Here is a 16,259-nt window from a genome sequence, read left to right on the forward strand (position 1 = left end):
AAGAGCCCCTGAAGCCCCTGGCTTCAGGGGCTTTTTTTATTTCGCGGCAGCGAAAGCACTGCCAGCTGGACCGCGCCTATGCCGGCCACGGCGGCCAGCGCACCTGGCCCCAGCGGCGCCAGGCGGAACAGCCCGGCCAAAGGCGGCACATAGATGGCCGCCGCCAGCAGCACCACTGCGGCGCCGCACAAGGTCCAGAGCATGCGGTTCTCGCCGCGCAGCAGCAGGCGGCGCTCCGATCCGCTGTTACGGCTGGCCAGCATCAGCAGCAGGTTGCCTGTCACTAGCACTGCAAAGCCGATGGTGCGCGCGCTTTCGGGCGGCATGGCGGACAAGGCCCAAGCGTAGGCCGCCACGGTCAGCGCCAGCGTGTACAGGCCCTGCCGCATCGCCAGCCAGAGTTCCTTGCGGCCGAAGATAGGCGCGCCGGCCTGGCGCGGCGGGCGCTGCATCAAGTCAGGATCAGGCGGCTCGTTTTCAAACGCCAGCGAGCAGGCCGGGTCGATAATCAGCTCCAGGAATACGATGTGCATGGGGTAGAGCACGATGGGCCAGCCCAGCAGCACCGGTAACAGCGCCATGCCGGCTATCGGCGCATGGACTGCCATCACATAGGCCAGCGACTTTCGCATATTGGCATAGATGCGCCGGCCCGCCGCTATGGCCTGCACAATGGAGGCAAAGCGGTCGTCCAGCAGCACCATGGCGGCCGCTTCGCGCGCCACGTCGGTGCCGCGCCCGCCCATGGCGATGCCGACGTGGGCGGCGCGCAGGGCGGGCGCGTCGTTCACGCCGTCGCCGGTCATGGCCACGATCTCGCCGCCGGCCTGCAGGGCGCGCACGATGCGCAGTTTCTGCTCGGGCGCAATGCGGGCGCAGATGCTGACGCTGCGCAGGCGCGCGGCCAGGTCCGCGTCGTCCAGCTGCGCCATCTCGTCGCCGGACAGTATGCCGCCGGCTTCCATGCCGGCCTGGCGGCCCACCGCGGCCGCCGTGGCGGGATAGTCGCCGGTCACCATCACCAGCCGCACGCCGGCCGCGCGGCAAGCCTGTACCGCTGCGGGCACATCGGCGCACAAGGGGTCGCGCAGGGCGATCAGGCCGGCGTATTGCAGGTCCAGGCTGGCCGCGCTGGCGGGCCAGCCCGCCGCCGGCATCGCTTCAGTCCGCGAGCCGGCGAGCGCCAGCACGCGCAAGCCGCTGGCTGCCATGGCCTCGGCGGCGTGCTGCATGGCGCGCGTTTCCGGCCCGTTCATGCGGCAGAGCGCGGCGATCGCTTCCGGCGCGCCCTTGGCGGCCATCACATAGCCGCTGCCGCTGTGCCAGACATGGCAAACACAGCGCGTGGCCGGCGAGAAGCCGTATTCATGCGTCAATTTCCAGTCCGGGTGCAAGTGGACGCTGCCGGCCAGGGCCGCCGCGCCCAGGCGGTGGATGGCCTGTTCCATCGGGTCGGCGGCGCCGGCGCTGCTGGCGAGCACGGCGCATTCAGCCGTCAGGTGGAATGCTTCGGGCAGGGCTGGCGCCGAGCCTGGCGCAGCGAGGTCCAGGCGCTGTCCATCGTCAGTTTGCAGGGCCGCCACCGCCATGCGGTTTTCGGTCAGTGTGCCGGTCTTGTCCATGCACAGCACGGTGGCTGCGCCCAGGGTGTCGAGCGCGGCCAGGCGCCGGGTCAGCACCTTGGCGTGCGCCAGCCGCCAGGCGCCCAGCGCCGGAAACACGGTTAGCACCACGGGAAACTCCTCGGGCAAGGCGGACATGGCCAGGGCGATGCCGGCCAAGAGCGCTTCCAGCCACTGCCCATGCTTGAAACCGGCCAGCAGCACCAGCAGCACGCTCAGGCCCATGCCGAGCACGGCGAAACGGCCCGCGAGCTGCTGGACCTGGCGCTGCAGCGGCGCGACCTCGGGCTCCAGCCCATGCAGGGCGGCGCCTATGCCGCCGACCGCGCTGCGCGGGCCGGTGGCGGTCACGCGCACCATGCCGTGGCCCTGGACCACCAGGCTCCCGGCGTAGACGAAAGGCAGGCCGTCGCCGCCGGGCGGGGCGGGCGGCAGCGGCTCGGCCACCGGCTGCTTGGGCACGCTCACTGCTTCCCCGGTCAGCAGCGACTCGTCGGACAGCAGACCGGGGCCGGAGAGGAGCTGGCCGTCGGCGGGCACGCGGTCGCCTTCGGACAGCAGGAGCAGGTCGCCTTCCACCAGCCCGTTGCTGTCGATTTGCCGGCGCTGGCCGTCGCGCAGCACCAGGGCCTGCGGATTGCTCAGCTTGCGCAGGCTTTCCAGCGCGCGCGCCGTCTTGCCTTCCTGGTACAAGGTCATGCCCAGCGTGGCGGCGAACATGGCCAGCAGCACCATGCCTTCGGCCGGCTCGCCCAGTATCAGGTACAGCACGGCCGCCGCCAGCAGAAGCACAAACATGGGTTCGCGCGCGGTCCGGCCCAGGATGCGCTTCCAGCCTGCGCCGTCCGTGGGCATGGCGTTGGGGCCGTCGCGCAGCAGGCGGCGGGCCGCTTCCGCGCTGGCCAGGCCTGCATGCTGCTGTTCGGACGTTTGGCTCATGGAGTTCACGCGGGAGGGGCGGGGAATTCATGGTAGCAAGGCGGACATGGCGGTTTGTTGATCTAAATCAAATTCGGCCAATGCCGCCGGAAGCCGCCTCGCGGCGGCGGCACGCGGAAATTTGATCCAGATCATGGATGCGGGCGCGGTCAGCGGTCATAGTGGACAACGATTATTCACCTGCAGGAGTCAAGCATGCACAGCACTTCCCCCTGGAGGCGGCCATGATAGCCGCCGATGTCATGGCCCGCCTGCTGGTGACGGTGGGGCCGGAGGCCACGCTGCACCGTGTGGTCGGCCTGATGCTCAAGCACCGCATCAGCGGACTGCCGGTGGTGGATGCGGACGGCAAGCTGCTGGGAATATTGACCGAGAGCGACCTGTTGCGCCGCGCCGGGAAGGGCGGCTGGACCGCGGCGGACTGCCTGGCCGGGGACGCGATGAGCACGGCCGTGATCTGCGTGGCGCCGGATACGCCGCTGGAGCAGGTGTCGGCGCTGATGGAGGCGCATGACCTCAAGCGCCTGCCGGTGGTGAGCGGCGGCCGCCTGGATGGCATGGTCAGCCGTGCCAATCTGATCCAGGCCTTGCTGCGGCAACTGCCGGTTGCCGGGCCGGCGCCGCGGCACGGCCACGAAGGCGCCGCCGCTGCGGAGGACGCCGCGCAGGGCGGTTCGCTGAGCCTGGTGGGCGCGAAGGCATTCGAGCTGGACGCGGACATCGGACCGCTGGGCATCGCCCTGGTCGATATGCTCAATATGCGCAAGTCGCAGCGCCTGTTCAGTTCCAGGGACTTGTCGCGCTACCGGCTGTCGCGGCTGCTGTGGGCGGCGTTCGGCATCAACCGGCCCGCCGAGCGCTGCCGCACGGCGCCGTCGGTGTCCAACGCCCAGGAGATCGACGTCTACGTGGCGATGGCCAGCGGCTGGTACCGCTACGACGCGGCCGCGCCCAGCCTCATCCTTTGCGGCCGGGAGGATATCCGCGCCGCGACCGGGAAGCAGGACTTCGTCGCCAGCGCACCCGTCAATCTGCTCTACGTGGCCAATCTGGAGCGGCTGGCCAGCGAAGACCACGCCGAACGCCTGCTGCACGCCGGCATAGACGCGGGCCATATCAGCCAGAACGTGTATCTGTTCTGCGCGGCGGAAGGCATGGCGACGGTGGCGCGCGCCTGGTTCGACCAGGCGGAGCTGGCCAGCGTCATGGGGCTGCTGCCGGCGCAGCGCGTCATCCTGGCGCAGACCGTAGGTTATCCGGCCACGCAGCCCGCCGGGCCGGCGCTGCCGGAAAGCACGATCGGCTAGTGCGAAATCAGGACAGGAAGCGGCACGCGGCCGAGCACTGTCCTGGTGACGCCGCCCAGCAGGGTCTCGGTGAGCCGGCGGTGTCCGTAGCCGCCCATCACCAGCAGGCCGCAGCCGGATTCCTTGGCGATGGCTGCCAGGGCGTCGCCCACCGGCCCGCTGGTGTGTTCGCAGCGCACGTCGGCACGGACGCCGTGCCGCGCCAGGTAGTGCGCCATGGCCGGGGCGGGCGCCGGTTCGTCCCCGCGCGCGGAATGCGGATCGTTGAGCTGGAGCAGCGTCGCGGTCTGCGCCATTTTCAGCAAAGGCAAGGCGTCGCTGATGGCACGCGCCGCTTCACGGCTGCCGTCCCAGGCCAGCAGCGGGTGGCGGAAGGGCAGCCCGGCCATTCCGGCGGCGTCCTGGCCGGGCACCAGCAGCAGCGGACGGCCGCAGCGCAGCAGCAGATTCTGGGGCAGATCGCGGATGACGCCATGCGGATCCTCGTCGGGGCCGCTGGCGCCCAGGATGAGCAAGTCGTGGAATGCCGCCTGGTGCAGCAGCGCTTCCTCCGCCGTATCTTCCGCCAGGCGCGGCGCATATTGCATCAGTCCGCAATGGCTTGCGGCGGCTTCAAACGCCGCCAGGCCGGCGTGAGCGTCGGCACGCCACAACGCCAGCCGTTCGGCGGCCTGCGGCGGCAGCCGCGCGACGTCGCCGGCGTGCGCGTAGCGGGACAGGCCCGTGCAGGCCAGGCCTGTCAGGTGCGCATCGCAGGCCAGCGCGAGCCGCGCCGCCAGCGCCATGCGCCCGGCCGCCGGCAAGGACTGGCCGGCGTGCACCAGGATGCTCTTATAGGCCATGGAAATTCCTTGCCGGGATGGGACGAACGCCGCTCAGTGCGACATCAGCACGGGCAGCGTCATCGATTGCAGGATACGGCGCGTCACGCCGCCCAGTATGATCTCGCTCCAGCGCTGGTGGCCGTAGGCGCCCATCACCAGCAGGTCGGCGCCGAGGTCGGCGGCCAGCGACAGCAGCGCGCCGCCGATGTCGATGCCGCCCGCCGTGGCGTGCTGCTGCACCTCCACCTTGACCCCGTGCCGCGCGAGGAACAGCGCGATATCGGCGCCGGGCAGGTCGCCGTGGACGCCGTACTGCCGCTCCGCGTCGAACACCGCCAGCGTGACCTGGCCGCTGCGCTGCAGCAGCGGCAACGCGTCCGTGATGGCGCGCGTGGCCGCGCGGCTGCCGTCCCAGGCCACCAGCGCGTGTCGGTCCAGGTGCCGGAATGTGCCCGAGTAGGGCACCATCAGCACCGGCCTGCCGCCGTTCAGCGCCACGTATTCGGGCAGGGTGTGCAGCATGCGCGGGCCGCCGGAGTCCGGGTCGCTCTGGCTCAGCACCACCAGGTCGGCGTAGTGCGCCTGCTGCACCAGGCCGAAATCGGGATCGTCGTCGGTGTAGCGCCTTTCGTAGCTGATGGCGGCCGCCTGGGCCAGCTTCTCGAACAGCGCCAGCGCCTGCAGGTTGTCCTCCTTGACCGTGTCGAATACGTCCTGCGGCACCGGCGCGCCCCAGGTCATGCCGCCGCTGCGGTAGATGTCCATGGCCAGGCCGGTGAGCGCCGCGCCTGTCAGGTGCGCCTCATGGGTGCGGGCCAGCTCGGCGGCGAACTCGATGCGCGCGCTGGCGTGGGGGGATTGATCAACGTGGACCAGTATGGATTTATACGACATGGCAAGCTCCTTGAAATTCGCCGCATGCAATCGATGGGAGAGTACTTCAGACTACCAAATGCAATCCGCAGCTTTCATGATGCAGATCAAATTCGCCTTCATCAGCCGTGCCAATTGGGTGGGGCGTGCGCCTGGCCGGCGTTTTTGGCGCTAGTCTTGATCTGCATCAAATTTTGCTACTGACGCGCCCACTGGCGCCCGATAAAGTGATGTGGCTGCTTCAGCGCGCGTTGGAGGGAGTGACCATGCAACTGCAATTCCTGGGGGCGACCGGCACAGTGACCGGCTCGAAATACCTGCTCACGTCTGGCCGCGCCAGCATGCTGCTGGACTGCGGCCTGTTCCAGGGCTACAAGCAGTTGCGCCTGCGCAATTGGAACAAGCTGCCGGTGGCGCCGGCGGACGTCGGCGCGGTGGTGCTGACCCACGCCCATCTCGACCATAGCGGCTATCTGCCGCTGCTGGTGCGGGACGGATTCCGGGGCAGGATATATTGCAGCGAGGCCACCTACGATCTGTGCAAGCTGCTGCTGCCGGACAGCGGCCGCCTGCTGGAGGAGGAGGCCAACCACGCCAACCGGCACAGCTATTCCCGCCACACGCCAGCCTTGCCGCTCTACACCGAACGCGACGCGCTGAACGCGCTCAGACATTTTTCGCCGGTGCCGTTTGGCCGCCCGTTTGAAATTTGCGGCAAGCTGTGCGGGCAGCTGGCGCTGGGCGGGCATATCCTCGGCGCCGCCATTGCGACCGTGACCGACGGCAGCCGCACCGTCACATTTTCCGGCGACCTGGGCCGCCTGCACGACGCCATCATGGTCGAGCCCAGCCATATCGCCGGCTGCGACTACCTGGTGCTGGAATCGACCTATGGCGACCGGCTGCACGACGCAGCCGATCCGGCCCTGCGACTGGGCCAGGTCATCCGCGAGACCGCAGCGCGCGGCGGCGTCACCGTCATTCCCGCGTTCGCGGTGGGCCGCGCCCAGTCGGTGCTGTATGCGATCCACCAGCTCAAGCAGCGGGGGCTGCTGCCGCCGGCGTTGCCGGTGTACCTGAACAGTCCCATGGCCACCGACGCCACGGCGCTGTACCAGAAGCACCGCCGGCTGCACCGCCTGGACCATGCCGAATGCGAGGCCATGTGCCATGCGGCGCGCATCGTCAACAGCGTGGAGGAGTCGATAGCGCTCAACCAGCGCCGGATGCCCATGGTGATCATCGCGGCCAGTGGCATGGCCACCGGGGGCAGGGTGCTGCACCACCTGCGCGCATTTGCCGGGGACCCGCGCAACACCGTGCTGTTCGTTGGCTTCCAGGCCGGCGGCACGCGCGGCGCGGCCATGCTGGCGGGCGTGCCGGAGATTAAAATCTACGGGGAATACACGCCGCTGCGGGCCAGCGTGCACCAGATCGACAATCTGTCGGCGCACGCAGACGCCGGCGAGATCCTGAGCTGGCTGGGCCATTTCCAGCGGCCGCCGAAGCGCACCTTCATCACCCACGGCGAGCCGGCCGCAGCGGACGCGCTGCGCCACCGCATCAAGGAGCAGCTGCACTGGGACTGCCTGGTGCCCGACTATCTGGAACGGCAGGAGCTGGCATGACGCCCGGCGACGCCCCCGCAGGCGGCCTGCTGCTGCGCCGGCTCGGCATCGACACCTACCAGGAGCCGGTGGTCTACCTGCACCGGGACAGCGCCATTTGCAAGGCCGAGGGCTTCGAGGCGCGCGCGCGCATCGAGGTCTGGCGCGGCGCGACGCACATCCTGGCCACGCTCAACGTGGTGTACGACAGCCTGATCGGGATACAGCAGCTGGGCTTGTCGGAGGCGGCCTGGCGCGCGCTGGGCGGCATCGACGGCGACGTGCTGCGGGTGGCGCACGCGCGTCCGCTGCAGTCGCTGTCGGCGGTGCGGGCCAAGATCTACGGCCGGCCGCTGGGCGCCGAGGCGGCCGCGGCCATCGTGCGCGACGTGGCCGAGGGCCGCTACTCGGACATCGAACTGGCGGCGCTGATCACCGCCTGCTCCGGCGACCGCATGGACGTGGCCGAAACCATCGCGTTGACCCGCGCCATGGTGGCGGCCGGCCAGCGGCTGCGCTGGGACAGCGGGACCGTGCTGGACAAGCACTGCGTGGGCGGCCTGCCGGGCAACCGCACCACCTTGCTGGTGGTGCCCATCGTGGCCGCCTGCGGCCTGACCATACCCAAGACCTCCTCGCGCGCCATCACCTCGCCGGCCGGCACCGCCGACACCATGGAGACGCTGGCGCCGGTCGCGCTGGACCTGCCCACCATGCGGCGCGTGGTGGAAAGCGAGGGCGGCTGCATCGCCTGGGGCGGCGCCGTGTCGCTCAGCCCTGCGGACGACATGCTGATACGGGTCGAACGCCCGCTGGGGCTGGACAGCGACGGCCTGATGGTGGCCTCGGTGCTGTCGAAGAAGATCGCCGCCGGCTCCACCCACGTGGTAATCGACATGCCGGTCGGGCGTAGCGCCAAGGTGCGCTCGGCGCAGGCGGCGCGCGCGCTGGCGCAGCGCTTCCATAGCGTGGGCGGCGCGCTGGGCATAGGCGTGAGCGTGATTGCCAGCGACGGCAGCCAGCCGGTGGGGCGGGGCATCGGTCCGGCGCTGGAGGCGTGGGACGTGCTGGCGGTGCTGCAAAACCTGCCCGATGCGCCGGCCGACCTGCGCCAGCGCGCGCTGGCGCTGGCCGCCAGCCTGCTGGAACTGGGCGGCAAGGCCGGCGCCGGCCAGGGCCGGGCGCTGGCCGCCGGCGTGCTCGACAGCGGCGCGGCCTGGACCAAGCTGCAAGCCATCTGCGCCGCGCAAGGGGGCATGCGCGAGCCGCCCCGCGCGGCCCACACCCATGTGCTGGGCGCGCTGCACCGGGGAAGGCTCACCGCCATCGACAACCGCCGCCTGGCGCAACTGGCCAAGCTGGCCGGCGCGCCCAGGGCGCCCGCCGCCGGCCTGGAACTGCACGCGCCGCTGGGTACGCTGCTGCGGCCGGGTCAGCCGCTGTTGACGCTGCACGCCGAGTCGCCCGGCGAACTGGCCTATGCCCTGGCTTACGCGGAGGCCCAGGACACGATATTTACGATACAGCAGGCATGAACAAGGCCATCGCGGCGCAAAGGGGCGGCGATGGACAAGGACTTGACGTGGATCAAACCCTGGTCCCGCCTTGGTCAACCATAATCGCCGCAGTACCGACAATGGAGGGGACGCCGATGAATACACTGCCGCAAGTTAGCGCGAATCCGCTCGCCGCCCAGGCCGCCGCGCCGGCCACGGGCGGCCGCAACGCGCTGGATCTGTATCTGCAAAGCCTGGCCGCGCGCGTGACGGGCGGCATTTCGCCCATCGCCATGCAGCTGGCGTTTCAGGACTGGTGGCAGCATTTGGCGGTGGCGCCCGGCAAGCGCGCCGAGCTGGCCAGCGCCTGGTGGCGCATGCTGGCCATCCCGGTGCCCCAGGCCGACGCCGGCGCGGACAGCCGCTTTGCCGATTCCGCCTGGCGCGCCTGGCCGTTTGCCGCCTACGCCCAGGGCTTCAAGCAGCTCGAGCAGTTCTGGAGCCAGGCCACCAGCGGCGTGCCCGGGGTCGCCCCGCACCATGCGGACGTGGTGGCGTTCACCGCGCGCCAGCTGCTTGACATGTTGTCGCCGTCCAACTACCCGTGGACCAATCCCGAAGTGATGCGGGCCGCACAGGCCAGCGGCGGCCGCAGCCTGATCGACGGCGCGCTCAACTGGCGCAAGGACTTGTGCCGCCGCCTGGCTTTGCCCGGCGCGGTGGTGGCGGAACCCGTGGGCGCGTCCTATACGCCGGGCAAGGAGGTTGCGGTCACGCCGGGGCAGGTCGTGTACCGCAACGCGCTGATCGAGCTGATACTGTATGCGCCGCAGGGCGAAAAAGTGTACCGCGAGCCGGTCCTGCTCGTGCCGTCGTGGATCATGAAGTACTACATCCTCGACCTGTCGCCGCACAATTCGCTGGTGCGCTACCTGGTGCAGCAAGGCCATACGGTGTTGATGATCTCCTGGTGCAATCCCGGCGCGGAAGCGCGCGACATGGGCATGGAGGACTATTTGCAGCGCGGCCTGTTTGCCGCGCTCGACCAGGTCCACGCCCTGTGCGGCGGCGCGCCGGTGCACGGGGTGGGCTACTGCCTGGGCGGCACGCTGCTGTCGATAGGCGCCGCCGCGATGGACTCGGGCGAGCATCCCGCGCACGGCAAACTGGCCACGCTGACCCTGCTCGCGGCGCAGACCGATTTCAGCGACCCGGGCGAGCTGGGCCTGTTCATCGACGACAGCGAACTGGCTTTCCTCGACGCCCTGATGTGGGACCAGGGCTACCTGAACGGCGACCAGATGTCGGCCTCCTTCCAGCTGCTGCACGCGCGCGACCTGGTATGGTCGCGCATGATGCGGGAATACCTGCTGGGCGAGCGCAGCGCGCCGAACGACCTGATGGCGTGGAACGCCGACAGCACCCGGCTGCCGTTCCGCATGCACAGCGAATACCTGCACGGCCTGTTTTTGCATAACGACCTCGCCGAAGGGCGCTACCTGGTGGCTGGCAAGCCCGTCGCGCTGTCCGACATCCATACGCCGCTGTTTGTGCTGGGCACGGAGCGCGACCACGTCTCGCCCTGGCGCTCCGTGTACAAGATACATCTGCTCTGCGGCGCGCCGTTCGACTTTGTGCTGGCTTCCGGCGGCCACAATGCGGGTGTCGTCTCGGAGCCGGGCCATGCCAACCGCAGCTACCGCATCCGGCCTGCGCATCGGTCGCCGAACGGCTACAGCAGTCCGGACGAATGGCTTGGGCAGTCCGAGTCCATCGAGGGCTCATGGTGGCCGCACTGGCAGCAATGGTTGCTGCGCCATTCGGACCGGCAGCGCGCCGCGCCGCCGGTGGTGGCGCCGGAACAGGTGCTGGGCCGGGCCCCAGGGAGTTTCGTGGTCCAGCGCTGAGGCCGGCCCGCCGCGCGCGGCCCTCAGATGCGCATGTTCTCGACCATGTAATCGATGAACACGCGCAGCTTGGGCGAAGCGTAGCGGCTTGCGGGCCACAGCATGGAGAAGGTCACCGTCTGGTCCATATAGCCCTCCAGGATGGTCTGCACGCGGCCCGCCTTGAGGTCGTCGGCAATGATGAAAGTGGGCAGGAAGGCGATGCCTTCGCCGCGCAGCAGCGCGTAGGCGATGGCTTCGATGGTGCTGCAGGTCATGCGCTCCTTGAGCTGCGGCTCGGCCTCGCCGGCGGCCAGCTTGAAAGGCCAGCGCTCTATGCGTCCGCTGGCGGGGAACTTGTGCAGCAGGCAGGCGTGCTGCGCCAGCTCGCGCGGATGGGATGGCGCGCCGTGCCGCTGCAGATAGGCCGGCGCGGCCACCACCACCTGCGGGCAGCTGCCGTTGCGGCGCGCGGCCAGGCGCGAGTCCTCCTGGGTGCCGGTGCGTATCACGGCGTCGAAGCCTTCTTCTATGATGTCCACCATGCGCTCGGACAGGTCGATGTCCAGCGCGATGTCCGGATAGCGCTGCATAAAGCCCGTCAGCGCGGGCATCACCAGGCCGGTCAATTGCGGCGTGCTGACGCGCAGGCGTCCGCGCGGCGCGCCCGACATCTCGGATAGCTCCGCCTCCGCCGCCGCCACCTCGCCGAGTATGCGGCGGCAGCGCTCCAGGAACAGCTCGCCCTCCGTGGTCAGCGTGATGCTGCGGGTGCTGCGGTGGAACAGGCGCATCGCCATCTTTTCCTCCATGCGCGCGATGCTTTTGCCCACCGCCGAAGAGGACACGCCGAAATCGAAGGCCTGGTCGAGGCTTTCCGCCTGGCCGCCATCCGTGGCAAGGAGGCCGGTTTCGACGGCGTTGAAATCCACGCCGCCAACGGCTACCTGTTCGACCAGTTCCTGCAGGACGGCAGCAACAAGCGCACCGATATCTACGGCGGCTCCTTCGAAAACCGCGCCCGCTTCCTGCTCGACACCACGCGCGCCATCATCTCCGTCTGGGGCAGCGACAAGGTGGCCGTGCGCATGGGCCCGAGCGGCAGCTGGGGCGACATGTCGGACAGCGACCCGGAAGGCCTGTTCACCTACATGGCGCAGCAGCTTGCGCCGCTGAAGCTGGCCTATCTGCACCTGATCGAACCGCGCATCGCGGGCAATATCGAGGACGAGAGCAGGGACCAGGCGCCGGTGGCCGCTCAGCTGATACGCAAGCACTACAAGGGCGCCATCATCGCCGCCGGCGGCTTCAGCCAGGCTTCGGCGGAAGCCATTTTGCAGGCGGGCGACGCCGACATGGTGGCTTTCGGCCGCCACTTCATCGCCAACCCCGACCTGCCCGAGCGCTTCCGCAACGGCTGGGCGCTGAACGACTACGACCGCCCCAGCTTCTTCGGCGGCTCGGAAATCGGCTACACCGACTATCCCTTCCACCAGGCCGCCTGAGTTGCTGGGGGCCGAGCTGTGGTTTTCCCTGGTGCTTTGTTGCGTATGAGGCACCAGTGTGAGCCCCTGTACAGGCCTACCGGCCCGCCCCCTTACTCTCTACGATGAAGACGTGCAATTTGCTGCCAGTCGCCCGATTGGCTGGCCCCCAGCAGGGCCGTCTTTAAGGAGAGTCATGATGTTTACCGTAGATAAAAACGCGCGTGCCGAACACACCGAAGAACTGGTTCCGTCCCGTTACGCATTGCAGGTTGGCGAGATCGACGTGCTGGTGGTCAGCGACGGCGTGCTGCCGCTGCCCACCTCCACCATGGCCACCAACGCCACGAAGGCCGACTTGTCGGCCTGGCTGGATCACATGTTCATGCCGCAGGAGGCGTTCGACTGGCCGCTCAATGTGCTGGTGGCACGCAGCGGCGAGCAGATCATCCTGGTGGATACTGGTCTCGGTTCGCAGTTCTCCGGCTTCCCGCGCGCCGGCCAGTTCCCCGCGCGGCTGAAGGCCGCCGGCATCGATCTGGCGGCCGTGACGGACGTGGTCATCACCCATATGCACATGGACCACGTGGGCGGCTTGCTGGCCGAAGGCGTGAAAGAGCAGCTGCGCCCGGACGTTCGCATCCACGTGGCGGCCGCCGAAGTCGAATTCTGGGACGCGCCCGATTTCACCCAGACCGTCATGCCCACGCCAGTGCCGAACGTGCTGCGCTCAACGGCCGCCAGCTTTTTGAAGGAATACCGCAGCAATCTGCATATCTTCCAGGATCGCCATGAAGTTGCGCCGGGCGTGGTGGTGCGCCTCACGGGCGGCCACACGCCGGGGCATAGCGTGGTGGACCTGGCTTCCGAAGGCGAACTGCTGACCTTCGCCGGCGACGCCATGTTCCCGGTCGCCTTCGACCACCCCGAATGGCACAACGGCTTCGAGCACGACCCGGTGGAATCGGAGCGCGTGCGCGTGGGGCTGTTCCGCGAACTGGCCCGGAACGGCGGCCTGCTGGTAGCCAGCCACCTCCCATTCCCATCCGTCGGCCGCGTGGCCATCGACGGCGACGCCTTCCGCTGGGTGCCTGTCATCTGGGATTTCTGAGCGCCGGACGGCGAATCGCGCCGCCCAAAAAAAAGACGCGGGACTAAGCCCGCGTCAAACACCGCCGAGAGGGAGTCAAGGCGGGGACGGAAGATCGGTGGATACGCTTAACGCGCTGCTCAGAACTTGTAGTTCGCTCCCAGCACATAGGAACGGCCGGATTTGCCGTACAGCAGAGTGTCGTTGCGCTCGGTGTCTTTGCCGTAGCGCAGCGGCTCGTCGGTCAGGTTCTGCGCCTCGAACGACACGCGCAGCTGCGGCGTGACGTTGTAGGACATGGACAGGCCAACCTTGGTCGACGGATCGGCGAAGGAGTGGTCGCTGCCGTTGGCGTTGCGCAGCACGTCGCGGATGAAGCTGGAGCGGTGCGTGGCCGACACGCGCGCACTGAATTTCTTGTCCTCGTAGTACACGGTCAGGTTGTAGGCGTTGGGCGACAGGCCGATGAAGTTGGCTTCCTCGGTCAGCTGCTCGTTGGCCGGCGTGCGCGGATTGTCCACCCGGGTGATGTAGGTGATGCGCGACTTGACCTTGGTGTAGTTGGCCAGCGCGCCGAAGTTGCTCCACGCGCCGGGCAGGAAGGTGAACGGCACCTGCCAGTTCACTTCCAGGCCGTCCAGCGGGCCGCCCTTGGTGTTGACCATGCGGCTCACGCTGACCTGCGTGTCCGGCTGGATGGCGCAGGCCGGCACGGCGCCGGTGATCGAGCAGCCGGTGGCGGTCAGGTAGGAGTTGGACAGGCCGGTCTCGGCATACGTCATCAGCTCATTGGTGCGCTGGATGAAGGTCTTGATGTTCTTGTGGAAGGCGCCCACCGAAATCATCGCGTTCTTCGCGTAGTACCACTCGGCCTGCAGGTCGAAGGTGTTGGCGCGGATCGGGTCCAGCGTCGGATTGCCCACCGTGACCGACTGGCCGGTCAGGTTGATCGAGGCCGACGGCGCCAGGTCCACGTACTCGGCGCGCGACAGGGTCTTGCCGGCAGAAAAGCGCACCAGCAGGTCTTTCGGCAGCGTGGCGGTGATGTTGAACGCCGGCAGCCAGTCGCGGTAGCTGTGCTCGACCACGCGCGGCACCAGCTGGCCGGCCGGGTCTTTGATCAGCTGCATGGCGGTGGTGGTGGTGTCCGCGCCGCGCACGCCCAGGTTGCCGCGCAGCGGCAGGCCCCAGGCGTTGACCTTGAAGTCGCCCGACAGGTAGAGCGCGTTGATCTTCTCGTCCACTTGGCGCTTGACCTGGTTGGCCAGCACGTAGTCCGACAGCGGCACGGCGGCGCAGTGGCATTCGGTGTTGTAGACGGCCTGGAACTTGTCCATGTCGACCGCCGCCCACGACGACGGCACGCCCTCGCCCAGACCGCTGCCGAAGCCGGAGATCTGGCGCGTCAGGCTGGCCAGCGTGGTGCCGGCCGGCAGGCCCAGGGTGGGAATGCCGCCGGACGCCACCTCGTAGTTGAACCAGCTGTTGCGGCGCGCGGACAGGCCGGTGCGGACGGTGAACTTGTCGTTCACCTCCCAGGTCAGGTTGGCCGTGTTGGTTTTCAGCTCGTTCGAGGTGCGCAGGTAGCGGCCCACGAAGTTGCCGTGCACGGTGCCGTTGGCCTCCTGCGGGCCGAAGGAGAAGTTGTTCGGATTGGTGATATCCATGCCGAAGCCCAGCGCCGGCACGCCGCCCTTGGAGAAGTCCCAGGTGAAGCCGTTCACATTGGGCGCGTCGATCTGCACGGTGGTGCGGTGCGGATTGCTCAGCAGGGAGTTCGATACGCCGCTCATCACGTCCAGCGTCAGGCCTTCGGTCAGCTCGCGCTTGAGCGACAGCACGCCTTGCTTGAACAGCGTGCTGTATTCGTCCACCAGGCCTTCGCTGCGGATGTCCACGCCGTTGAATTTGCCGTACACCCAGCTGCCCTTGCTGTCGAATTTGGCATCGACGATGGAGGTCTGGCCCTTGCCGTTTTCCGTCATGTCGCGGCCGAAGGAGATGGCCTGGATGTAGTTGTCGTAGCGCTTGTTGTTGTAGCGGCCGCCCATCAGGTCCAGATTCAGCTCGGTGGCGCGGTCCGGGCGCCATTGCAGGGTGCCGGTCAGGCCGGTGCGGTCGTATTCGGTCTGCGAGCGGCGGTAGCGCGGAATGCGCGGGTGGAAGGCGCCCGAGCTGCCGGGGGGAGCCGCCACCGTGCCGCCGAAATCGTCCTTGCGGCTCATAATGTCGTTGTAGACGGCCAGGTTGCCCGAGCGCGGCACGCCGAAGCCGCAGTTCTGCGCGTCGATGCCCTTGACCGCGTTGGTGGCCGGGTACTGCGTGGCCGCGCCGATGGGCGAGCAGAAGCCGCCGTTGACGGAGCCGGCGATATTGTCCACCGACTCATAGCCTTCCTCGATGGCGCTGCGCTTGGCGTAGGCCACCGCCACCAGGGCGCCGACCTTGCCGATGGGCGTATCCCAGCGGTTCGAATACAACGCGGTCAGGCGTGGCTGGGTTTTGCGGGAAACCGTGTTGTACAGGCCCTGGCCGCCAATGCTGGCGGTCTCGCCCTTGAAGTCGAAGGGACGGGCGGTGCGCAGGTCCACGGTGGCGCCCAGCGAACCTTCCTCCACGCCGGCCTCGGAGGTCTTGCGCACGGCCAGGCTGTTGAACAGCTCCGCCGCGAACACGCTGAAGTCGAAGGCGCGGCCGCGGTTGGTGCTGCCGTTGATGTCGGACGCGCCGGTGGCCGTGGTGCCTTCAATGCCGTTGATGCGCACGCGCGTAAAGCCGGCGTTCAGGCCGCGCACGGTGATCTGTTTGCCTTCGCCGCCGTCGCCCTGGGCCACGGACACGCCGGGCACGCGCTGCATGGACTCGGCCAGGTTGGCGTCCGGGAACTTGGAAATGTCCTCGGCCTTGATGACGTCGATAATGCCGTCCGAATTCTTCTTGATGTTCAGGGCGTTGTTCAGGCTTTCGCGGAAGCCGGTGACGACCACCGTGTTATCGGCCGCCGCTTCCTTGCCAGCTTGCTGGGCCTGGGCCTGCGCCTGGGTTGCTCCCACCAGGGCGATAACGCCAAGCGCTATTTGTCGCAGCCGGGCGTGGGGAATCTGTGCCTTGGGGTGTGTTGCTACTGCCAT

Annotated in this window: 11 protein-coding genes; 6 read left to right on the forward strand and 5 right to left on the reverse strand. The window is 68.4% G+C overall.

Annotation, left to right across the window (positions count from 1 at the left end; all coding sequences use genetic code 11):
* Positions 1–23 precede the first annotated feature (23 nt).
* A complete protein-coding gene (locus GTP77_RS05370; RefSeq protein ID WP_161071159.1) occupies positions 24–2,561 on the reverse strand; it encodes a cation-translocating P-type ATPase in 2,538 nt (845 codons plus the stop codon).
* A gap of 224 nt (positions 2,562–2,785) precedes the next feature.
* On the opposite strand from GTP77_RS05370, the gene GTP77_RS05375 reads away from it, so the two are divergent.
* Positions 2,786–3,868: a CBS domain-containing protein gene (locus tag GTP77_RS05375; RefSeq protein ID WP_161071160.1), complete on the forward strand. Its 1,083-nt coding sequence runs from the start codon at positions 2,786–2,788 to the stop codon at positions 3,866–3,868.
* Here GTP77_RS05375 and GTP77_RS05380 read toward each other — a convergent pair.
* Positions 3,865–4,710, reverse strand: coding sequence for a universal stress protein (locus GTP77_RS05380; protein WP_161071161.1), 846 nt, complete (start codon positions 4,708–4,710; stop codon positions 3,865–3,867). The genes GTP77_RS05375 and GTP77_RS05380 overlap by 4 nt on opposite strands.
* Before the next feature lie 33 nt (positions 4,711–4,743).
* Positions 4,744–5,586 carry a universal stress protein gene (locus GTP77_RS05385; RefSeq protein ID WP_161071162.1) on the reverse strand — a complete coding sequence of 281 codons (843 nt, stop codon included), beginning with the start codon at positions 5,584–5,586 and terminating at the stop codon, positions 4,744–4,746.
* A 245-nt stretch (positions 5,587–5,831) separates the two neighbouring features.
* Between GTP77_RS05385 and GTP77_RS05390 the strand changes: the two genes are divergently transcribed.
* The 3 genes from GTP77_RS05390 to GTP77_RS05400 all read left to right on the forward strand — a co-directional run bounded on the left by GTP77_RS05390 (position 5,832) and on the right by GTP77_RS05400 (position 10,575).
* Positions 5,832–7,193, forward strand: a complete 1,362-nt coding sequence (locus GTP77_RS05390; protein ID WP_161071163.1) for an MBL fold metallo-hydrolase RNA specificity domain-containing protein — start codon at positions 5,832–5,834, stop codon at positions 7,191–7,193.
* The gene (locus tag GTP77_RS05395) at positions 7,190–8,707 is read left to right on the forward strand and encodes a thymidine phosphorylase family protein (protein ID WP_161071164.1); all 1,518 of its coding nucleotides are present in this window, start codon (positions 7,190–7,192) and stop codon (positions 8,705–8,707) included. The genes GTP77_RS05390 and GTP77_RS05395 overlap by 4 nt, the downstream gene beginning before the upstream one ends.
* Positions 8,708–8,823: 116 nt before the next feature.
* The gene (locus GTP77_RS05400) at positions 8,824–10,575 is read left to right on the forward strand and encodes a PHA/PHB synthase family protein (RefSeq protein ID WP_161071165.1); all 1,752 of its coding nucleotides are present in this window, start codon (positions 8,824–8,826) and stop codon (positions 10,573–10,575) included.
* 23 nt (positions 10,576–10,598) lie between these two features.
* On the opposite strand, the gene GTP77_RS05405 is transcribed toward GTP77_RS05400, so the two are convergent.
* Positions 10,599–11,354, reverse strand: coding sequence for a LysR family transcriptional regulator (locus GTP77_RS05405; RefSeq protein WP_228892941.1), 756 nt, complete (start codon positions 11,352–11,354; stop codon positions 10,599–10,601).
* On the opposite strand from GTP77_RS05405, the gene GTP77_RS05410 reads away from it, so the two are divergent.
* Positions 11,334–12,059: an oxidoreductase gene (locus GTP77_RS05410; RefSeq protein WP_371869328.1), complete on the forward strand. Its 726-nt coding sequence runs from the start codon at positions 11,334–11,336 to the stop codon at positions 12,057–12,059. The two genes, GTP77_RS05405 and GTP77_RS05410, sit on opposite strands and share 21 nt — an antisense overlap.
* Positions 12,060–12,237: 178 nt before the next feature.
* Entirely contained in the window at positions 12,238–13,149 is a 912-nt protein-coding gene (locus tag GTP77_RS05415; protein WP_161071324.1) for an MBL fold metallo-hydrolase, read from the forward strand.
* A gap of 119 nt (positions 13,150–13,268) precedes the next feature.
* Here the strand turns inward: GTP77_RS05415 and GTP77_RS05420 are convergent, their stop codons facing one another.
* A complete protein-coding gene (locus GTP77_RS05420) occupies positions 13,269–16,259 on the reverse strand; it encodes a TonB-dependent receptor (protein ID WP_161071167.1) in 2,991 nt (996 codons plus the stop codon).

The sequence above is a fragment of the Pseudoduganella aquatica genome (assembly GCF_009857595.1).
GTDB lineage: Bacteria > Pseudomonadota > Gammaproteobacteria > Burkholderiales > Burkholderiaceae_D > Rugamonas > Rugamonas aquatica_A.